The 19800-nt window shown below is 58.0% G+C and carries 17 protein-coding genes and 1 tRNA gene; 10 read left to right on the forward strand and 8 right to left on the reverse strand.

From position 1 onward, the window contains the following. Nucleotides 1-102: 102 nt before the first annotated feature. From Q1B21_RS03830 to speB, 9 genes are all read left to right on the forward strand, one after another. Nucleotides 103-396: a bacterioferritin-associated ferredoxin gene (locus Q1B21_RS03830; RefSeq protein ID WP_299077892.1), complete on the forward strand. Its 294-nt coding sequence runs from the start codon at nt 103-105 to the stop codon at nt 394-396. Further along, nucleotides 344-829: a bacterioferritin gene (gene bfr, locus Q1B21_RS03835; RefSeq protein ID WP_120632217.1), complete on the forward strand. Its 486-nt coding sequence runs from the start codon at nt 344-346 to the stop codon at nt 827-829. The genes Q1B21_RS03830 and bfr overlap by 53 nt, the downstream gene beginning before the upstream one ends. 16 nt (nt 830-845) lie before the next feature. Further along, complete coding sequence (locus tag Q1B21_RS03840; RefSeq protein WP_299886749.1) at nt 846-2336, forward strand: di-heme oxidoredictase family protein; 1491 nt, start codon at nt 846-848, stop codon at nt 2334-2336. Nucleotides 2337-2338: 2 nt separating this feature from the next. Next, nucleotides 2339-3349 carry an imelysin family protein gene (locus Q1B21_RS03845; RefSeq protein WP_299886070.1) on the forward strand — a complete coding sequence of 337 codons (1011 nt, stop codon included), beginning with the start codon at nt 2339-2341 and terminating at the stop codon, nt 3347-3349. A gap of 3 nt (nt 3350-3352) precedes the next feature. Beyond that, nucleotides 3353-4441: a DUF1513 domain-containing protein gene (locus Q1B21_RS03850; protein ID WP_299886073.1), complete on the forward strand. Its 1089-nt coding sequence runs from the start codon at nt 3353-3355 to the stop codon at nt 4439-4441. A gap of 100 nt (nt 4442-4541) precedes the next feature. Further along, nucleotides 4542-6431 carry a biosynthetic arginine decarboxylase gene (speA, locus tag Q1B21_RS03855; protein WP_299886076.1) on the forward strand — a complete coding sequence of 630 codons (1890 nt, stop codon included), beginning with the start codon at nt 4542-4544 and terminating at the stop codon, nt 6429-6431. Between the two features lie 23 nt (nt 6432-6454). Further along, on the forward strand, nt 6455-7678 hold the full coding sequence (locus tag Q1B21_RS03860; RefSeq protein WP_299886079.1) for a saccharopine dehydrogenase family protein: 1224 nt from the start codon (nt 6455-6457) through the stop codon (nt 7676-7678). An 82-nt stretch (nt 7679-7760) separates the two neighbouring features. Next, nucleotides 7761-8930, forward strand: a complete 1170-nt coding sequence (gene nspC / locus Q1B21_RS03865; RefSeq protein ID WP_299886082.1) for a carboxynorspermidine decarboxylase — start codon at nt 7761-7763, stop codon at nt 8928-8930. After that, complete coding sequence (speB, locus tag Q1B21_RS03870; protein WP_299886085.1) at nt 8927-9769, forward strand: agmatinase; 843 nt, start codon at nt 8927-8929, stop codon at nt 9767-9769. Before nspC ends, speB begins: the two co-directional genes overlap by 4 nt. On the opposite strand, the gene Q1B21_RS03875 is transcribed toward speB, so the two are convergent. The 3 genes from Q1B21_RS03875 to Q1B21_RS03885 form a co-directional block, all read right to left on the reverse strand. Next, nucleotides 9766-10356: an HD domain-containing protein gene (locus Q1B21_RS03875; RefSeq protein WP_299886088.1), complete on the reverse strand. Its 591-nt coding sequence runs from the start codon at nt 10354-10356 to the stop codon at nt 9766-9768. The genes speB and Q1B21_RS03875 overlap by 4 nt on opposite strands. Nucleotides 10357-10431: 75 nt before the next feature. Beyond that, nucleotides 10432-11571 carry an LPS export ABC transporter permease LptF gene (lptF, locus tag Q1B21_RS03880; protein ID WP_299886092.1) on the reverse strand — a complete coding sequence of 380 codons (1140 nt, stop codon included), beginning with the start codon at nt 11569-11571 and terminating at the stop codon, nt 10432-10434. A 134-nt stretch (nt 11572-11705) separates the two neighbouring features. Next, nucleotides 11706-11781 (reverse strand) — tRNA-Trp (locus tag Q1B21_RS03885). Between the two features lie 141 nt (nt 11782-11922). Here Q1B21_RS03885 and Q1B21_RS03890 point away from each other — a divergent pair. Further along, a complete protein-coding gene (locus Q1B21_RS03890) occupies nt 11923-12627 on the forward strand; it encodes a DUF374 domain-containing protein (protein ID WP_299886095.1) in 705 nt (234 codons plus the stop codon). Here the strand turns inward: Q1B21_RS03890 and Q1B21_RS03895 are convergent. The 5 genes from Q1B21_RS03895 to Q1B21_RS03915 all read right to left on the reverse strand — a co-directional run bounded on the left by Q1B21_RS03895 (nt 12624) and on the right by Q1B21_RS03915 (nt 19800). Then, complete coding sequence (locus tag Q1B21_RS03895; RefSeq protein ID WP_120631929.1) at nt 12624-12869, reverse strand: MoaD/ThiS family protein; 246 nt, start codon at nt 12867-12869, stop codon at nt 12624-12626. The two genes, Q1B21_RS03890 and Q1B21_RS03895, sit on opposite strands and share 4 nt — an antisense overlap. Beyond that, on the reverse strand, nt 12862-15117 hold the full coding sequence (locus Q1B21_RS03900) for a xanthine dehydrogenase family protein molybdopterin-binding subunit (protein WP_299886098.1): 2256 nt from the start codon (nt 15115-15117) through the stop codon (nt 12862-12864). Before Q1B21_RS03900 ends, Q1B21_RS03895 begins: the two co-directional genes overlap by 8 nt. Further along, nucleotides 15117-15596 (reverse strand): (2Fe-2S)-binding protein, encoded by a 480-nt coding sequence (locus Q1B21_RS03905; RefSeq protein ID WP_298933527.1) that lies wholly within the window; start codon nt 15594-15596, stop codon nt 15117-15119. The genes Q1B21_RS03900 and Q1B21_RS03905 overlap by 1 nt, the downstream gene beginning before the upstream one ends. Continuing rightward, nucleotides 15593-16459 (reverse strand): xanthine dehydrogenase family protein subunit M, encoded by an 867-nt coding sequence (locus Q1B21_RS03910; RefSeq protein WP_299886102.1) that lies wholly within the window; start codon nt 16457-16459, stop codon nt 15593-15595. Before Q1B21_RS03910 ends, Q1B21_RS03905 begins: the two co-directional genes overlap by 4 nt. Before the next feature lie 128 nt (nt 16460-16587). After that, entirely contained in the window at nt 16588-19800 is a 3213-nt protein-coding gene (locus tag Q1B21_RS03915) for a reductive dehalogenase (protein ID WP_299886105.1), read from the reverse strand.

Here is a 19800-nt window from a genome sequence, read left to right on the forward strand (position 1 = left end):
CGTGTTTCCCGGCGCTTGTGTCACGCCTTATTGCTATTGCAAGCAGATCCAAAAACATTAACTTACTATTTAAGTAAGATACCTGAAATCGGTCGAGTCGCCATGATCGTATGCCACTGCACAAATATCTCTGACCATGACATTCGTTCCGCCATTGATTGGATGCGGACGTCAGATGCTCAGACAATTATCACGCCCGGAAAAATCTACCACGCCCTTGGAAAATCGGCGGATTGTGGCGGGTGCATGCCCCTTTTCCTAGACACAATGCGGTCAAACGATAATCTTGAAGTACCCATGCAACTTCGTGCGCTACGCACCGGAGTAACACAGGAGAGTGCAGATGAAGGGCGACCCAAAAGTCATCGACTACCTAAACAAATCACTGCGGCATGAATTGACGGCGGTCAGCCAATATTGGCTGCATTACAGATTGCAAGATGACTGGGGCCTGAGCGGTATGGCCAAGAAAAGCCGCGAAGAAAGCATCGAAGAGATGCAGCACGCGGACAAGCTGATCGAGCGCATCTTGTTCCTTGAAGGACACCCCAACCTGCAGAAGCTTGATCCTCTGCGGATCGGTCAGACTCCGAAAGAAACACTGGAATGCGACCTTGCTGCCGAAATCGATGCACGGGCGCTTTATAAAGAAGCACGCGAACACTGTCAGAGCGTCGGAGACTATGTGTCGATGGCCCTGTTCGAAGAGTTGATGTCCGATGAAGAGGGACATATCGACTTTCTCGAAACGCAGCTCGACCTGCATGAAAGGATCGGCGAAGCCAACTATGCGCAACTTAACGCGTCGACAATGGACGAAAGCGAGTAACCTTATCGCTGTGTCGGTGGCCACCTTGGTGGCCACTCCTTCTCTGTCAGCTGAGCTGCAGGATTCTCATCTCAAGGTTATCCCCCGGACTGACGCCGAACGCGCCCGCATTTCTGCGGTCACTAGCGTGCCCGATGACTTTCGTCAGCCCCAGAAGTTCGAGGAACTGTCAGCCGGGGCCGCGACAGTGCGCGCGCGCAACAACGCCGATGCGTTTTCGCAGTCTTCCGGCAACTTGGAATTCGAGCAAGAGCTGGATTTCAAAGTTGGCAACGGATTGTTCAAGAAAATCTGGGTCTCGTCGCCGTCATCGACGCTTGCGTCGGATGGGTTGGGACCGCTCTATAATGCGCGTTCCTGCCAGAGGTGCCACATAAAGGACGGGCGCGGGCATACGCCAAACGGGCCGGATGACAACGCCATTTCGATGTTTATGCGGGTGTCCATTCCGGGAAATGTCGATGGCGGTTATGCCGAGATTGAGGACTATATAGCCACCCTGCCTGATCCGAATTACGGCGGTCAAATGCAGGATTTCGCGCTGGCGGGCTATCCAGCCGAGTACCGGCTGGACATCACGTATCAGGAAGTTCCGGTCGAACTGTCCGAAGGTGAAACTGCATCGCTGCGTCGCCCCACCTACAAGGCCGCTGATCTGGGATATGGACCGCTACACCCGCAGGCAATGCTCAGCCCTCGGGTGGCACCCCAGATGATCGGGCTGGGCCTGCTCGAGGCGATTCCGGTCGAGGATTTGCTGTCCAAAGCCGATCCAGATGATTTGGATGGGGATGGCATTTCAGGTCGACCCAATATCGTTTGGTCGGTCGAGTTTGGCGAACCGATGATGGGTCGATTTGGGCACAAGGCCGGGATGCCCACCGTGATGGAGCAATCAGCGGCAGCCTTCGTCGGGGATATCGGCATTTCCAGCCCGCTCTTTCCGGACCCGCACGGGGACTGCACCGAGGCTCAGATCAAGTGTGTCGCCGCCCCGCATGGGGATCTGGATGTGCGCGTGTTTGAAATCGATCAACAGGGTATGGATCTGGTGGCGTTTTACAGTCGCAATCTGGGCGTTCCCGGACGTCGAGACGCGGATGATCCGCGGGTGTTGCGCGGCAAAGAAGTGTTCCACACCTCTGGTTGCGTCGCTTGCCATACGCCCGCCCATGTCACCCACCGCATGGAAGACCGCGCTGAACACAGCTTTCAGCTGATCTGGCCCTACACCGACCTGCTGTTGCATGACATGGGCGACGGTCTGGCCGATAACCGCCCCGAAGCCCGCGCCACGGGGCGGGAGTGGCGCACGGCGCCGCTATGGGGCATTGGTATGACCGAACGTGTGTCCGGGCACACCCAGTTCCTGCATGACGGGCGGGCGCGTAGCCTGCTCGAAGCGATCCTTTGGCATGGGGGCGAGGCACAGTCTGCCCGCGATACTGTTGTGACCATGCCCAAAGCTGATCGTGATGCCCTGATCCGTTTTCTGGAGAGCCTTTGACCATGCGCGCCCTAGCTCTGATCCCCCTTCTTTTGTTGCCTTTTTCTGCCGCAGCCCAGGATCGCACTCCAATCCTGAAGGATGTGGCCGAAGCCCACATATTACCCCGCTTTTCTACGCTGGCTGAAGCGACAGAGGTGTTGACGACAACTGCCCGAACAGACTGCGACCCGGCCTCAGCAAACCTGCGGGCCGCATATGGCCGTGCTTTTGATAACTGGATTTCTGTCAGCCACCTGCGGTTCGGCCCCACTGAAACCGAAGATCGGGCTTTTGCTATCGCATTTTGGCCCGACACGAAAGGCTTCACACCCAAGGCGCTGTCGCAGCTTATTGCTGATGAAGACCCGGCCGTGGCCAATGCCGAAGCCTTTTCGCACATATCCGTTGCGGGCCGTGGGTTTTTCGCCTTGGAACGTATGATCTACGATCCCGCGTTTGTGGAACAGGGGACTGCTGCGTATCGCTGTGCACTGATCCAGGCGATTGCGGCGGATATTGATGCAAATGCCGATGCGATTGACAATGATTGGCAAAGCTATGCTCCGACGCTGACACAGCCCGGCGCGAACAGCCGTTACCACACACAGGACGAAGCAATGCAAGAGCTGTTCAAATCGCTGTCCACCGGTCTTCAGTTTACTGCAGACACGCGGCTCGGCCGGCCGCTGGGAACGTTTGACCGCCCTCGCCCCAAACGGGCCGAAGCGCGCAGATCCGAGCGATCCTTGCGGCATGTTGAACTGTCGCTGATCGCATTGCGAGACCTTGCCGTGCGCCTGTCCGTTGACCACCCGGAAATCGCTGAAGATCTGGACATGTCCTTTGGGATCGCCATTGGCGACGCCCAGTCCATCGACGATCCGGCTTTGGCCGGGCTTGCAACACCTCAGGGTCGTTTTAGGGTTGAGGCGCTACAGCAATCGATCAACGATATTCGCATGATCACAGCGTCCGAGCTTGGTCCGACATTGGGCATCAGTGCTGGATTCAACTCACTGGACGGGGATTGATCCATGACCAGCCGCCGCCATTTTCTGGCCGGGCTCGCCGCTGCAACCCTGTCGCCCATTCGGGGTTGGGCATCGGTAGGCGGGCCCGATTTTCTGGCGGCAGGTCTTTTCCCTGATGGTTCTTACCGGTTGGCCGGATTGGACGCGCAAGGCGCAATCCTGTTCTCACTGCCCTTACCCGCTCGCGGCCATGCCGCTGCCGCCCACCCGTTCAAAGCGCAGGCCGTCGCCTTTGCGCGGCGACCGGGGACCTTTGCGTTGGTCATCGATTGCGCAACTGGATCAGAATTAGCCGTGCTTCAAGCGCCCGCTGGACGCCATTTCTATGGCCACGGTACGTTTTCAGCGGATGGTGAACGGTTCTATGCAACCGAGAACGATTATGAGGCCGCGGAAGGGCGGGTCAGCATCTGGGATGCCAACAGTTTTGTTCGACTGGGTGAGTTTTCCTCAGGCGGCATAGGCCCGCATGAAATGCGGCTGATGCCAGATGGAAAAACACTGGTCATCGCAAATGGTGGGATAGAAACCCACCCGGACACCGGCCGCACCAAATTGAACCTGCCGACCATGCGGCCCAATCTGACCTATGCTAACCTGTCAGGCACCCCGCTTGCACAGATGGAGCTGCCCAGCGCTTTGCGCAAAAACTCGATCCGCCATCTGGCTGTCCGAGGAGACGGGTTGGTCGCGTTTGCCATGCAGTGGCAAGGCCCTCAGACCTACCATCCACCCCTTTTAGGCCTGCACTGGCGCGGTGAAAACATGCGCCTGTTGACCGCGCCCGAGGCTGATCAGGCCACTCTGCAAGGGTATGCGGGCAGTGTCGCGTTTTCGACAGATGGCCAGGCAATCGCGATCACCTTTCCGCGCGGCAATGCGCTGCATCGATTTGACGTGGCCAGCGGAACGTTTGAAGACGGGTTTGCGCTCGAAGACGTCTGCGGTTTGGGTAGCGGCGCGGACGGGGGGGTGGTGTTTACCACCGGGACAGGTGTTTTCGGCACACTGACTGGCGCGCAACCTGCAATCTTGGCGCGCGCGGATTGCCAGTGGGATAACCACCTGATCCCGATCCGCCGGCACTTGTGAAATTCGGCAATCTCGGTCGCATAGTTTACACTTGGAAGAATCGAACTGCTGCCGTATGGGCGTTGCGAAACTGCCACCCGAACAGCAAGGACTGATCTGATTGAAACAGACGCCCGCCGCACCGCATTCCGTCTACGGGGTTGAGAAATGGGGTAAGGACCTCATTGAGGTGACGGAGCAGGGCGAAATCGGCCTGCGCAACCCGATGGCGCCCGAAGCCGCAGCGATCAGCCTGCCGGGCATTCTGCAAGATCTGGACGAACGCGGCATCAAAGCGCCGATGATCCTGCGCGTCAGTTCTTATCTGGAACACGAGATTGTCCATATCAACGAGAGCTTTCGCAATGCAATTGAACGCACCGCGTATCAAGGTAGCTATCGCGGCGTTTTCCCGATCAAAGTGAACCAGCAAGCACAGGTCATCGACCGGATCGTCGAGTTCGGCAAGAAATACAACTACGGGCTTGAGGCCGGATCAAAGCCGGAACTGGTTGTGGCCCTGGCCCATCGGTTGGCTGGCGAGGCGCTGATTGTCTGCAATGGCGTCAAAGATGCCGAGTTCATCCAACTGGCCATCCTCAGCCGCAAGATCGGGTTCAACACAGTCATCGTATTGGAAAGCCCGAAAGAGGCCGACACGGTGATCGAGGTCTACAATGAGCTGGGCATCGAGCCGCTGATCGGCGTGCGTGTGAAACTGACCAACCAGATCAGCGGGAAGTGGGAAGAAAGCTCGGGTGATCGATCTGCCTTTGGCATGAACACTGATCAGCTGGTCGCCGTGGTGGACAAGCTGAAAGCAGCCGGTTTGCTGCATTGCCTGAAACTGCAGCACTCGCATCTGGGGTCGCAGGTTCAGGACGTGAACGATGTGCGCCGCGCAGTGGGCGAGGCCTGCCGCTATTACACCGAACTCACGCGTGAGGGCGTACCGCTGACCCATCTGGACCTTGGCGGAGGCATGGGCGTGGACTATACGGGCGAGAAGAAAGCTGCTGAGAACTCGATCAACTATACGGTCGAGGAATACTGCGCCAACGTGGTCGAAACTGTGGCCTATGCCATGGACGAGGCCGAGGTGGATCATCCTACGCTGGTCACCGAAAGCGGCCGCGCAGTGGTGGCAACATCGTCGATGCTGGTATTCAACGTGCTGGAAAGCACTTTGTATGACGCACCCAACGGACCAAAGGTCGAAGCGGACGATCACCATCTGGTCTCAGATCTTGCGGCGATCAACGGCTATCTGAGAAGCGACCGCTTGCAGGAATGCTGGAACGACGCGAATTTCTATCGCAATGAGCTGCGCGCGCTGTTCCGCCGCGGCTATGTCGACCTGCGCCAGATGGCCCGCGCCGAACGCATCTACCTGTCGCTGATGGCCCGCCTCAAGACGCTCGCAGCCAGCGACGATCTGGAAACTGATGTGGACGACCAACTTGAGAAGGTGGCGGACATCTACCACTGCAACTTCTCGCTGTTCCAGTCGCTGCCTGATGTCTGGGCGATCGACCAACTTCACCCGATCGTACCATTGCAGGGCCTGAACCAAACGCCTGACCGCCGCGCGGTCCTGTCCGACATCACTTGCGACAGCGACGGCAAGATCGACCGCTTTATTCTGGCCGACGGCGTCTCGCCCAGCCTGCCGGTGCATTCGCTGCCGGAGGGGGATGAATACTTCATGGGTGTGTTCTTCGTCGGCGCCTATCAGGAAACACTGGGCGACCTGCACAACCTGTTCGGTGACACCAACGTCGTCACCATCGACCTGCGCGCCGACGGCGGCTTTGACCTGCTGCACGAACAAGAGGGCGACACGATCAGCCAAGTCTTATCTTACGTCGAGTTCGATCCCAATGATTGCGTCGCCGCCTTCCGCAAAATGGTGGACGAGGCGATTTCGACGGGTACTTTGATGGCAAAGGACCGCAAAACTTTGATGAGCGCTTATCGCGATTCAATCAACGGCTACACCTATTACGAATAACCCCCTGAGAGGAGATCACCCCCATGGGAACTTTGAGTGGCAAAACACTGGTTGTCGGCGCGGGCGGCGTATCCCACGCAGCCGTGCACAAGATGGCGATGAATTCGGATATCTTTACCGAAATCACTCTGGCGAGCCGAACTAAATCAAAGTGCGACGCGATCGCCGCAGCCGTGAAGGATCGCGTCGGTGTTGATATCGATACCGCCGAGTTGGACGCCTACAAGGTCGAAGACACGGTCAAACTGATCAAGGAAACCGGAGCTGAGCTGCTGGTGAACCTCGCCCTGCCCTACCAGGATCTTGTACTAATGGATGCATGTCTTGAGGCTGGTATCCACTACCTCGACACCGCCAACTATGAGCCCGAGGATGAGGCCAAGTTCGAATATCACTGGCAATGGGCCTATCAGGAACGGTTCAAAGCGGCGGGCCTGACCGCCATCCTCGGCTCGGGCTTCGATCCGGGCGTGACCAGCGTCTTCGCCAGCTGGCTGAAGAAACACAAGCTTGACACGATCCGCCAGATCGATGTGCTGGACGCCAATGGCGGCAGCAACGATCAGGAGTTTGCCACCAACTTCAATCCCGAGATCAACCTGCGCGAAGTGCTTGCCGAAGTGCGCCACTGGGAAGGCGGCGAGTGGAAGCACTCCCCCGCCATGACCCATAAGGTCGAGTTTGACTTCCCCGCCATCGGCCCCAAGAACATGTACCTGATGTATCACGAGGAGTTGGAATCGCTCTCGACCCACTTCCCCGAGATCGAGCGCGCCCGCTTCTGGATGACCTTCGGAGACGCCTATATCACCCACGCCAAAGTGCTGGAAAACGTTGGCATGACCCGCATCGACCCGGTAATGCATGACGGCAAGGAAATCATCCCGATCCAGTTCCTGAAAACCCTGCTGCCCGATCCGGGCGATCTGGGCGCGGAAACCAAGGGCAAGGCCTGTATCGGGGACATCGCCACAGGTCAGGCCAAGGACGGCTCGGGCGAGAAAACCTATTATATCTACAACATCTGCGACCACGAGGAGTGCTATGCCGAGGTCGGCTCCCAGGCGGTCAGCTACACCACCGGCGTCCCCGCAATGATCGGTGCGGCACAAGTGCTGAAAGGCAACTGGCGTGATGCGGGCGTTTGGAACATGGAACAGCTCGATCCCGATGACTTCATGGACATGCTGAACACCCACGGCCTGCCGTGGCAGGTCCACGAATTGGACGGCCCGGTCGAGTTCTGATTCGCAAGCTTCATCTGGTTAAAAATATCCCGGAGGTCCGGGGGCAGAGCCCCCGGCCTCTCCTCCAACGGAGACGCCGACTATGTCCGACATGATGACCACGCAAGCCGGTGATCCGGGCGCGTTTCGCGCCTTCGACCTAAGCCGTGTGCCCAGCCCGTGCTTCGTGGTCGACGAAAAAGCCGTTGAACGGAACCTGCGAATCCTGTCCGACATCGGCACAAGGTCCGGTGCCCATGTCTTCAGCGCACTGAAGGCGTTTTCGATGTTCTCGCTTGCCCCGCTGGTGCGCCAATACCTCGGTGGCACCTGCGCCAGCGGCATCTTTGAGGCCCGTCTCGGCCGCGAAGAATATGGTGGAGAAGTCGCCACCTTCTGCGCTGGCTACAAAGACGCAGACATCGACGAGATCCTATCGCTGTCCGACCACATCATCTTCAATTCCCCGGCGCAAAAGGACCGGTTTCTGGCTAAGGCGCAGGCCGCAAACGTGCAAGCCGGCTTGCGCATCAACCCCGAACATTCCGAAGGTGAAGTCCCAAAATACGACCCCTGCGCACCCTGTTCGCGCCTCGGTACGCCGGTCAGCCAGATGACCGCAGAGGCCCTTCACGGTGTCGATGGCCTTCACATGCACACGCTCTGCGAACAGGGGTTTGAACCTTTGCGGCGCACATGGGAGGCGGTCGAGCCAAAACTCAAACCGTTCTTGGGTCAGCTCAAATGGCTGAATTTCGGCGGCGGCCACCATATCACCCGCGACGACTATGATCGCGAGGGGCTGATCGCGTTCATAAAGGACATCCGAGAAAATCATCGCGTCGACGTCTATCTCGAACCCGGCGAGGCGGTCGCGCTGGACGCGGGTATTCTGGTCGGAGAAATCCTCGATCTACCAACAAATGGTATGAACCTGGCGATCACCGATATCTCGGCCACCTGCCACATGCCCGATGTGATCGAAGCCCCCTATCGCCCCGCCCTGATGAACGAGGTCGACGCAGGCCATACCTACCGTCTGGGCGGCCCGTCATGCCTAGCAGGCGATGTGATCGGCGACTATACATGGGACAAGCCGCTGGAGATCGGGCGACGCTTTGCCTTCCTCGATCAGGCGCACTATTCCATGGTCAAAACCAACACGTTCAACGGCGTGCCCCTGCCCACCATCGCCCTGTGGAATAGCGAAACGGACGCGCTGAAAATCATCAAGCAGTTCAACTATGACGACTTCAAAGAGAGACTCTCATGAGCATTTTCCTCGACAGTGAACTGACCGAGGCCGAACGCACCGAAGGCGCGCGTTTCCGCGTTATACCTGTGCCGCTTGAGCGCACGGTCTCCTACGGGTCTGGCACCGCCAAAGGCCCCGACGCCATAATCGAGGCCAGCAATGAACTGGAACGCATCACCGGCCACGCCGAACCCTGCGTCGAGGGCGTCTTTACCGAAGCGCCCGTCGATTGCGATGCCTCTCTGTCTGAGATCATGGAACGCATCGCCCAGCGCACCGAGGCCGCCATCCGCGCTGGCAAAGTGCCAGTTACGCTGGGCGGAGAGCATTCGCTCAGCTATGGCGCGGTGATGGGCGTGGCGCGTGCCCTGAACCAGCCAATCGGCATCGTCCAGATAGACGCCCATGCCGACCTGCGCAACGCCTATCAGGGCGAGAAACACTCCCACGCCTCAGTCATGCACCTACTGGCCGAAGAAGGTATCCGACTGGCGCAGTTCGGCGTCCGGGCCTTTTCAACCGAAGAGGCCCAAAGTCGTTTAAAAAACCATGTCTTCCATGTCGACGCAGAGGAACTGGTGACTAGCAACATCCATGCTGTCGACCTGCCCGATGACTTTCCGGAACTGATCTACGTCAGCTTTGACGTAGACGGGTTGGACCCATCGCAAATGCCTGCCACCGGCACGCCTGTGCCCGGTGGGTTGGGATACTATCAGGCGCTACGACTGGTCGAACACGCATTGAAAGGCCGCAGATGCGTCGGGTTCGATGTGGTCGAATTGGCCCCCGACGACAATACGGCTTGGGACTTCACCGCCGCGCAGATCGTCTATCGCCTGATGGCAGCCTGTTAATCCTCAGCCGTTTCGTTCAGTTCCATATGCCCTTCGCCCTTGTTCAACACGCGGCGCAGCATGGGTTCAAAGAATTCTAGCGGCTTCGTCGAATAGTCTGGGTCAAACGCTTTCTGATCATACTCATGGCAGAAGTAGCGACAGTCTTCCCAATACGGGCTGTCGCGATACTTGTCGCGGGCATTGCGGTCACCGCCCAGATGGTGGTTGTAGTAGTAGCCCTGAAACACGCAGTGATGCTTGAGGATCCAATGAGTTTTCTCGCTGACATAGGGCTTCATCATCGCTGCTGACAGCTCACCGTGATTGTAGGGCGACAAGATATCGCCGGTATCATGGATCAATGCCGCGACTACGAGTTCTTCTTCCGCGCCATCCTCATAAGCCCGAGTCGCCGCTTGCAGACTGTGTTGGTAGCGATTGACCGGATACGGCGTCGAATCCTCATCTAAGGATCGGATTGCATCGAGAATTCGGTCTGGCAAAGCGGCATTATAAGCCTCTTCATACTCCATGACCGCATCCCAATCAGCCTTGGTTGCTTCTTCAAAACTAGTCCAAGTAGGCTTGTGGCTTTTGTCCAGCATGGCTTGTCCTTTCGGTTATCACCTGACGCGCAGAAAACGAAGTTCCACGCTACCTGTCAAACCCAGCCTGTTGGGTCAGGCAGGCGAGGGTTCGGCCCTTCCGACCGGATCGCGTTTTCGAAACAGCGGTCGGCCTGCGAAAATCAAAAACACACAGGATATAAAAACACCCATAACGGCAGGCAGGTATAGCAACCCCCACAGCCTTGGGTCATCGATCACCACCGGTGATACAAATCCTCGAACCCCTTCCAACAAGACCAGAATGGTAAAAGCGCCAAGGATCTGAGGCCATAGTCCGAACCGCGAAAAGCTGCCCAACATCAGGGTCGAGTACCCGGCCAACGACACGGCAATGCAAATGGCGATCCATGAAAACCGCTGATGCAATTCTTCGACCAATTGTCCGAGAGAGAATTCCTCAATTGCGGCGATGGTTTCGCGATCCTGTATCAACTCGATGGTTGGGATGGCTTCGAGGCTGCGCCGGGCCATTGCTCCGGTGCTGGTCAGTTCTGATATGTCATATGACGCGTCCTCAAACAGGGTGGAGGAAAGAGTTCTTCCCTGCTTATCAAGACGCAGGGCGACGCCGTCGACCATCACCAGATGAATGCCCATGTCGCTATTGACCAGATAGGCCGTTGCGCTGGAATAACTAACGGCATCTTCGGCATCGCGCCGATCCGACACGAACACCTCGTGCAGGGTTCCATCAAGATCGATCCGACCGATATAAACCGTTACACCCTCGGCAGGGTGCAAAAACTCACCTTCGTTCAACAACTGTGCGGTTACATCCCCAGCCACTTCGGCTTGCCGCACTTCCAGCTGCTCGACCGAGGCTGGGCGCAGAAAGACGCTGATAACCGCCATCATCAAGCCAGTCGTCAAGCCAAACAGAAAAACTGCCCGTGCCAGACGCCACGGGCTGGATCCGGTGGCCAACATCACCGTCAACTCGCTTTCCCGACTCAGACGGTTGGTGGCGTAAACGGCGGCTGCAAACACAGCCATAGGCATGACTGTCCTGATTAGCGTGGGCAGGGTCAGGGCCGTGAATTCGAGAAACACCATCGCCGACTGCCCACCGCTGATCACCCTGTCAAACAGGCTAACTGATCTAGTAATCCAGAATACTCCGACCAGAACCAAAGTGAAAAAGCCGAACAGGACAAGCAGTTGTCGCAGGAAGTAGCCATCGAAACGCGACATGTATCCTCACTCAGGTGCATCTAAATTGCGGCGACCATAAGCCATTCGCCGGACAGAGGAAACCGAGATTGACGCTCTGGATTTACACGATCAACGGCGAGGTTGCCGCATAGATGCCAAAAAACTATTGAGAATGGCAGGGGCAGCAGGGTTCGAACCCGCGACCTACGGTTTTGGAGACCGTCGCTCTACCAACTGAGCTATACCCCTATCGTGCGCCCCAGATATGACAGCCGCGCGGCGGACTCAAGAGGCTTTTTCAGATTCGGATACACTTCGCGATCGGACAAACAAGTTGCGCATGACGTGCAGTTGGGTAAGACAAGATCCGGTCAGGAAAAGGAACCCCGCGTGAATATCCGCAAAGAAATTGCAGACAGCGAAGCCGTTCTGAACTGGGTCGCACGGCGGATTGCCAGCTACATTCGGTTGGTGCATCGCAACACGCGTTGGCAGCGCATCGGGTACGAAGAACTGGATCAATTGGCCGAACAAGGGGAACCCGTCATCGTGGTGCTGTGGCATCAGCGACTGGCGCAATCGCCATACTTTTTTCCACTAGACAAAGGGCGCATCTGTTCGATCACCTCATCGGCGCGGGCAGGCAGCATGGTGGGGCGGGTGCAGCAATTGTTCGGGATGGACACAATTGCCATGTCAAGCCACAAGCGTCACGTCGCGCTGTCGCGAGAGGTTCTGGGCAAGATGAAACAGGGGATTTCCATTGGAATTGCCGCTGACGGCCCACGCGGACCAGAGCGTGTTCTGTCGACTGTGCCGCTGATCTGGGCTCGCGCATCCGGAAAACGTGTGTTCGGCATTACCTATTCTGCCCGACATGGACGAGAAGCCGGGACATGGGACCGTCTTTTGATGCCTCGCGTGTGGCGTAATGATGGTGTGTTTCTGTGCCGGGAATGGAAGGAAACTGTGCCGCGCAAAGCCAGTGAAGAACAGATTGAAGCCCTGAGGCTTGATCTGGAACAACACATGAATGACATCACCGCCGAAGCTGACCGGATGGTCGGGCGAGAGCCCTGGTCACCCCAGCCCTAACCACCCCTGAGGCGCTGCATCAGGTAAACTTCGCTGCCCTCGGGAATGGGTTCGGTCAGACCGCTGGCAATGACACGGCCGTCGATTGCAACAGACACTCCGGCATCAATCGGGCCCTGCAATTGCGGATGGACCCGAACAAGTTCGCGCAACAATTCGCCTGTGGTCGCTGCCTTGACCTCAACCACTTCCAGACCCCCGGTCAGAGACCGGAGGCCGGACCAAAGGTGAACCTCAACCATTGTCCTTAAGCGCCGCCAGAATACGGGGCGGTGACATTGGCAGTTGGCGCATTCTAACACCTGCCGCGTTGGACACCGCATTTGCGATGGCGGCCAGAGGTGGCACGATGCCGGTTTCGCCAACGCCGCGCACACCAAACGGGTGGCCGGGGTTGGGCACTTCGACAATCACCGTGTCGATCATTGGCAGGTCACTGGCCACAGGGATACGGTAGTCAAGGAAGATCGAGTTCTGCAGACGGCCATCGTCGCCGTAAATGTATTCCTCGTTCAGGGCCCAGCCGATACCCTGCGCGGCACCCCCTTGATACTGGCCTTCCACGTAAGTTGGATGGATCGCTTTGCCAGCGTCCTGAATGACAGTGTACCGCGTGATTGAGGTTTTGCCGGTTTCCGGATCCACCTCTGCGTCTACAATATGGGTGCCAAAGGAAACGCCTGCGCCTTCGGGCGTCGCTTCGAAATGGCCAGATATAGGGCCACCGGTTGACCCCATATCCGCCGTGATGTCCGCCAAAGGCATCGGGTCAAAATCGCCCGCGTTTGGACCGGAAGGCACTGCGCAACCATTTTCCCATTTCACCGCATCAACCGGGATGCCCCATTTGGCCGCCGCCCGTTCGCACAGCTTGTCGACCGCATGATGCGCCGCTTTGATCGTCGCAAGACCGCTGGCATAGGTGACGCGAGATCCATGTGACACGTCGTTGTAACCAAGTGTGGCAGTGTCCGCGATGGTCACCCGGATGTTTTCATAGGGAATGCCCAGAACCTCGGCCGCCATCAGCGCCATCGACGCGCGCGAGCCGCCGATGTCGGGCGTACCCACCATCAACTGGGCTGAGCCGTCTTCGGACAAGGCAAGCGACACCGACGTCTCTCCGCCATGATTGAACCAGAAACCGCAGGAGACCCCGCGCCCCTGCCCCGGTTTCAACGGGGCCGCGTAATGCGGGTGCGCCTTGGCGGCCTCCAGCGTTTCGACCAGACCGATGCGTTCGTAGCGTGGGCCATAGCTGGCTTTGGTGCCTTCATAAGCCGCGTTTTTCAGGCGTACATCGATTGGATCAAGGCTCAGTTGATTGCACAACTCGTCAATGACGGATTCGACGGCAAAGGCCCCCATCGGCGCGCCCGGCGCACGATAGGCGGCCTGTTTCGGACGGTTGGCCATCACGTCATACCCAACTTGATGCACATTGGTCAGGTTGTAGGGCGCAAAACCGCACATTGCGGTCATGTCCCCCGGCGCACCGGGGAACGCCCCGCCTTGCAGACGGAAGATGCCCTGCGCACCGGTAATGGTGCCGTCTTTCTTCATCCCGATCTTGATGTCCATCGACGCCGATGAGGTCGGGCCAGTTGCACGGAACACCTCGGACCGAGTCATCACCACTTTGACCGGGCGGTTGGCCTTGCGACTCAGCGCCAGTGCGACCGGTTCAATAAAGACGGTGGTCTTGCCACCAAAACCGCCGCCAATTTCGGACGCTGTCACGCGCAATTGCGAGGTTTCGATCCCCAGCAATGCTGCACAGGTTTTTTGCGCGATCCAATGGCCTTGCGTAGTGCACCAAAGCTCACCCTTGCCGTCATTGCCCAGCATGCCCAGGCAGGCATGCGGTTCGATATAGCCCTGATGGGTCGCTTCGGTGACAAAGCTATCTTCGATGACCAGATCAGCCTCGGCAAAGCCAGCTTCGATGTCTCCATGGCCACTTTCGTGATAGCGTACGACGTTCGGGTGCATCCCTTCCGGCACGGAATAATCCGCAGCACCTTCGCGGATCACCGGTGCGTCCGGTGCCATCGCTTTATCGACATCAGTGACATGTGGCAGCACTTCGTATTCAACCTCGATCAACTTCAGCGCATCGCGCGCCGCAAGTGCCGAGGTAGCCGCCACAGCCGCCACCGCATGGCCGTCATACAGCGCCTTATCGCCTGCCATGACATTTTCAAGGACGTTCCAGAATTCGCCTTCCAGACCTGGCTTGAATGGCACATCGGCAAAATCCGCACGCGTTACAACGGCTTTGACATCCTTATGCGCGTCAGCTTTGGACGTATCGATTTTGATGATCCGCGCGTGGGCGTGGGGCGAGCGCAAGATCGCGCCATGCAGCATGCCCGGTGCGGAAGTGTCGGCACCAAACTTGGCTCGGCCCGTAACCTTATCCAACCCGTCCGGACGATCCGGTCGCGTGCCCACAAAGCTGAATTCTGATTTGCGATCGTCGAGTGCCATTACGAAGCCTCCCGCAGGTCAGCCGCCGTATCCATTACGGCGCGAATGATCTTGTCATATCCGGTACAGCGACAAAGGTTTCCTGCCAGCCAATACCGCGTCTCTTCCTCGGTGGGATTGGGGTTCTTTTCCAGCAGCGACTTGGCAGCAACCAGAATGCCCGGAGTGCAGATGCCGCATTGCAGGGCAGCATATTCGATGAACTTCTTCTGTAGCGGATGCAGAATGTCACCTTCGGCTATGCCTTCAACGGTTTCAACCTGTTTGCCGTCTGCTTCAACGCCCAGCATCAGGCAGGAACACACCAGACGACCGTCAACGGTGACCGAACACGCTCCGCAATCGCCGGTTCCACAGCCTTCTTTGGCGCCGGTCAGGTTCAATTTGTCGCGCAGACAATCCAGCAGAGTCTCGCGCGGATCGCAGAGGTATTCTACCGTGTCTCCGTTCACGGTGGTGGATACGTGAAACTTGCTCATACGTTTTCTCCCTTTGCGCGGGCATAAGCGATTTTTGCAGCGCGCTTGGCCAGAACGCCGGCAACTTCGGTACGGAATGCGATTGTGCCGCGCTTGTCATCGATCGGGTTACAGGCGGCAGACGCGGCCGTGGCCAGCGCGTCCAAAGCATCTTCATCCAGTGTCGTGCCGATGATAGCCTTGGCGCAATCCTCGACCAGCAAAATAGTCGGTGCGACGGCGCCCAATGATACGCGCGCCTCGGTGATGGTATCGCCGTCCAGACGCAGGTTCACACCCACACCGACAACGGCAATGTCCATTTCCGTGCGCGGAATGAACCGCAGATACGCGTCACCGCCATTGTCGCCACGAGCAGGAATATGCACAGCAGAAACCACCTCTCCCTTGGTAAGCGAGGTCTTGCCAGGCCCGGTCGGAATATCAGCGACCGGAACGACGCGATCTCCATCGGGTCCGGTCACCGTAACAGTGACACCCGCCGCGACCATCGCCGGTACGGAATCGGCCGCCGGAGACCCGTTGCACAGATTGCCCGTCAGCGTCGCCCGCCCCTGCACCTGGGTCGAGCCGATCAGATCCATCGCCTCGACCACGCCTGGCCAGTCTTTGCCAAGTTCGGCATGCTCGCTCATCTCGGCGCCGGTGGCAGCGACGCCCAACGTCCAGCTGCCATCAGCATTGCGGGTAATGTCGTGTACACCGTTGATTTTCTTAATGTCGATCAGCGTATCAGGCGCCACCAATTCCGAGCGCAGTTGCACCAAAACATCGGTGCCGCCAGCCAGAAACCGTGTGATGCCCGTCGCATTTGCGGCCAGAGCCGAGGCTTCGGCAAAGCTGGCAGGGCTGTGATAATCCATGAAAATACCTCGCACCTGTTGATCAGGATTCACTGGGGTTCGCAGGGGACGTTAGTGCAGCAACCTTGCCGCGTCCATGGCTGGGGCGACCTATTTTTTTATCGATGAATGTCGTTTCCTGACTACGGCTAAAGATCGATTTCCACAATTCCATCCGGTTCCGCAGCGCGACTCTGGCACAAGATCATCGCGCCTTCGCGTTGCTTTTTGGACAGAACGAAATCGCGGTGATCAACCGCGCCCGAAATCACGCCACATTTACAGACACCGCAAATCCCATCCGAGCATTTTACATCTATGTGAATGCCAGCCTCATTCAGCACCTGGGCCGCATCTTTGTCAGCGGGCACCGACACTTCCCGGCCCGAGTTGGTCAGCCTCAGGGTAAACGGGTGATTTTCGTATCCCGGTTGTTCGGGAACCGAGAAATACTCCAGATGCCGCGCCTCTTCCGGAAATCCCTGTGCCTCGGCTGCCTGAATCACGCCGTCCATGTAGCGATCTGGACCGCAGGTATAGACGTGCCACCCGTCCTGGTAGCCCACCAAAATCGCCCGCAGATCGGCGCGGGTTCCTTCATCAGAGAAGTGATAGTGTACACGATCTGCCCACCGGGCCATCGCCAGATCTTGCAGATACGCTGCCGCAGAACGGGTGCTCGCAGAATAGTGCAGCTCAAAATCCTTGCCCAGCGTGTGCAAGCGGTGGGCAAAAGCAATCATCGGTGTGATGCCGATCCCGCCGCCCATCAGAAAGGTCTTGGTCGCCGCTTCCTCAAGCTCAAAATGATTGATGGGTTTTGAGATGAAGACCTTGCGGCCTTCGCTAAAAATCCGGTGCAGCAGGGCCGATCCACCACGCCCTTCATCCTCGCGCAGCACACCGATCTGGTAGGACATCCGCTCCGACGGATCCCCGGACATGGAGTACTGGCGCAGAAATTCGGGCGCTACGAGCACATCCAGATGCGCCCCGGCACTCCATTCAGGCAGCGGTGTACCGTCCATGGTTGAGAACTCGTACTTCGAAACATCTGCCGTCATCTTGTCAACTTTTGACAGCTTGACCCGCATCACCGGGGCATCCCCGGAAATCTGATAGCGGTGTACAACAGACATATCACCTGCGGCCTTGCGGGCCTTGTAGTCATCGGCAGAAACCATCGCCTCATAGGCGGCAATCCCGGCCTCGCGGTCCATCGCGAATGGATAGGGCCACGGGTGCGGGGCCAGATAGGCCGGATACACAGCAAGCGTCTGGTCCTCGTATTTCAGGTCCAGGTCTCTTTGCAGATCGCGCCGATTCAAAGGGTGAACCGAGGGACGATAGGCCCCGTCCGACTGCAACTCGATATCCCACCACCACTTCTTGGTGTCGTTCAAGCCACCATTTCCCACGGCATCGTCCAGTTTAGCCAAGGCCGGCGCGGCTTGGGGGATATTCATCGCGGCCCACCGGAACGGGCGTTCCTTGAAGATACCTTCCAGATTCCACGGGCAGGTTTTCATGCACCGCCCGCACATTGATCCTCCGGGCGTGGTGATCCGATAGGTGGCGCATTTCTGGCTGTCGGACTTCCAGATTTCATAGCCGTTGAACATCAGCTTCGGACCGGCCGTGATCGCCCCAGAAGGGCATTCCCGCGCGCATTTATTGCAGCTTTCGCAGAAGGTCTGCAGACCAAAATCGATGGGTTTGTCATGCCCAATCGGCATGTCGGTCGTCACTACACCTGATTTCAGGCGCGGCCCCAGATAAGGGTTGAGAATAACCTCACCGATCCGGCTGACCTCACCCAACCCGGACAACAGCAACAACGGAGGCTGCAAGACCTCGCCATCCATCACCGTATGCGCCTTGGCTTTGTAGCCGAGGTTCCGGATCTGCTGTGCGATCACGCCGCCCAACAGAGAAAACCTCAGATACGCGCGCATGGATTGCGCGACGCTGATCCAGTCATCCCCGCTGGCGCCTTCCATCGTCTCATAGCCCTGATCGATGATCATGCTGACGGCCTGGTCATGGGGCGGAACGATTTCTTCCCCAGTGGCGTCATGGGAATACCAGGTCCATTCCGGGCAGCGGCTAAGACCCACGGCATCGACACCCAGAAAATAGCTTGCCGCTTTGATATTCGCAGCGTTGTGTTCAGCGTCGGTGGGTTTTTGACCCTCGGCGCTGTCGCCATCCTGCAACAAGACAAACGCCCCCAAAGCGCGGCGTTGCGCAAAACTGGGCGCGGATTTCCGGACATAATGACCGCCTTTGGCCGCATCCTGCAGAGGTTTGCCCATATCGCCGAACTGCGCGCGGGCGAACATGTCGGCCCGCTTGGGGACACGGGCAACATTCTGTTCGTCGATATAGGTGGTCGGATCGTCCACACGCTTAAGCTTTTCGAAGGGATGCGCGCCATCGGCATAGCGCCGCTTGGCATATGCGTCTCGGTTCAATGCGTTCTTGGCAAACCCGGCGCCCAGCCACCAGGCCGGTCCTTGCGTGCGAAACCACGGCTGCTGCGACATCGGCTGCAGGGGCTGGTCATGCGCGATCTCCATCTCGGTGGTGACTGCGGCCAGACCGAACCGTTTCCCCAACCAAGGCACAACAACCTCACCATCTTCGACCGAGGCCAACCCGGCCGCCACCGCAAGCTTTCCCAGATCGACCTCAGCAGACATGGCGGTATGTGCCCGCGCATCAAAACCCAGCAAGCGGATGTAATTGGCGATCACAACCGCATTTTCAGTGGCCAACAAACAGCTGCGATGATCCTGCGCGTCCATGATCCAATCCGCGCCTGGTTCGTCCGGTTCCGGGTCGCGGTTGTGCTCGTACAAAAAGACGATGGCATGACGGTGGCTATCGATCGGCCCCGGCGTCGCCTCCATGCTGTCCTTCAGGTCGGCCATTATGACGTCGATGCCTGACGCCAGTGTCTTGGTTTGCCGCGTGCGCAAGGCATGGGCCAGCCGGTTGATATCCGGGTTGTGGCGAGGCTCATCCAGCAAAGCCGCGGGTGGCAGTGGACCGCACCCCATCATCGAAGCATCATTGAAATACCCAAATGCTTTCAGATGATTGGCCCGCGCCTGCGGGTCAACCGGGATGTCTGCCATAGACGGATTGATCAACCCATTCCGGATCGCGTCCATCATGGCCTGAAACTCACCCATCGCGTTGACGATATTGTCGGGTTGATTGGGCCGATGAAAACTGAGCAGCGGCATCGGTTGAACGCCGGACAGGTCGGGCAATTGGTCTTGCCGCGCCAACCGCTCCAGCGGGTAGGACCCCATATGCACGGGTCGGTCTTTGTCCGAGTAAAAGCGGATCCCCAT

Origin of the sequence: uncultured Ruegeria sp. (assembly GCF_947504215.1) — a bacterium.
Lineage (GTDB): Bacteria > Pseudomonadota > Alphaproteobacteria > Rhodobacterales > Rhodobacteraceae > Ruegeria.

What these genes read in the sequence shown, in the direction of transcription:
- Q1B21_RS03900 (WP_299886098.1), bottom strand. Translation starts at nt 15,117, where the DNA reads ATGGCACTCGACGATCGCAAATCAGAATTCAGCTTTGTGGGCACGCGA.
- Q1B21_RS03850 (WP_299886073.1), top strand. Translation starts at nt 3,353, where the DNA reads ATGACCAGCCGCCGCCATTTTCTGGCCGGGCTCGCCGCTGCAACCCTG.
- nspC (WP_299886082.1), top strand. Translation starts at nt 7,761, where the DNA reads ATGTCCGACATGATGACCACGCAAGCCGGTGATCCGGGCGCGTTTCGC.
- Q1B21_RS03910 (WP_299886102.1), bottom strand. Translation starts at nt 16,459, where the DNA reads ATGGATTATCACAGCCCTGCCAGCTTTGCCGAAGCCTCGGCTCTGGCC.
- Q1B21_RS03915 (WP_299886105.1), bottom strand. Translation starts at nt 19,800, where the DNA reads ATGGGGATCCGCTTTTACTCGGACAAAGACCGACCCGTGCATATGGGG.
- Q1B21_RS03830 (WP_299077892.1), top strand. Translation starts at nt 103, where the DNA reads ATGATCGTATGCCACTGCACAAATATCTCTGACCATGACATTCGTTCC.
- Q1B21_RS03860 (WP_299886079.1), top strand. Translation starts at nt 6,455, where the DNA reads ATGGGAACTTTGAGTGGCAAAACACTGGTTGTCGGCGCGGGCGGCGTA.
- Q1B21_RS03875 (WP_299886088.1), bottom strand. Translation starts at nt 10,356, where the DNA reads ATGCTGGACAAAAGCCACAAGCCTACTTGGACTAGTTTTGAAGAAGCA.
- Q1B21_RS03895 (WP_120631929.1), bottom strand. Translation starts at nt 12,869, where the DNA reads ATGGTTGAGGTTCACCTTTGGTCCGGCCTCCGGTCTCTGACCGGGGGT.
- lptF (WP_299886092.1), bottom strand. Translation starts at nt 11,571, where the DNA reads ATGTCGCGTTTCGATGGCTACTTCCTGCGACAACTGCTTGTCCTGTTC.
- Q1B21_RS03845 (WP_299886070.1), top strand. Translation starts at nt 2,339, where the DNA reads ATGCGCGCCCTAGCTCTGATCCCCCTTCTTTTGTTGCCTTTTTCTGCC.
- speB (WP_299886085.1), top strand. Translation starts at nt 8,927, where the DNA reads ATGAGCATTTTCCTCGACAGTGAACTGACCGAGGCCGAACGCACCGAA.
- Q1B21_RS03905 (WP_298933527.1), bottom strand. Translation starts at nt 15,596, where the DNA reads ATGAGCAAGTTTCACGTATCCACCACCGTGAACGGAGACACGGTAGAA.
- bfr (WP_120632217.1), top strand. Translation starts at nt 344, where the DNA reads ATGAAGGGCGACCCAAAAGTCATCGACTACCTAAACAAATCACTGCGG.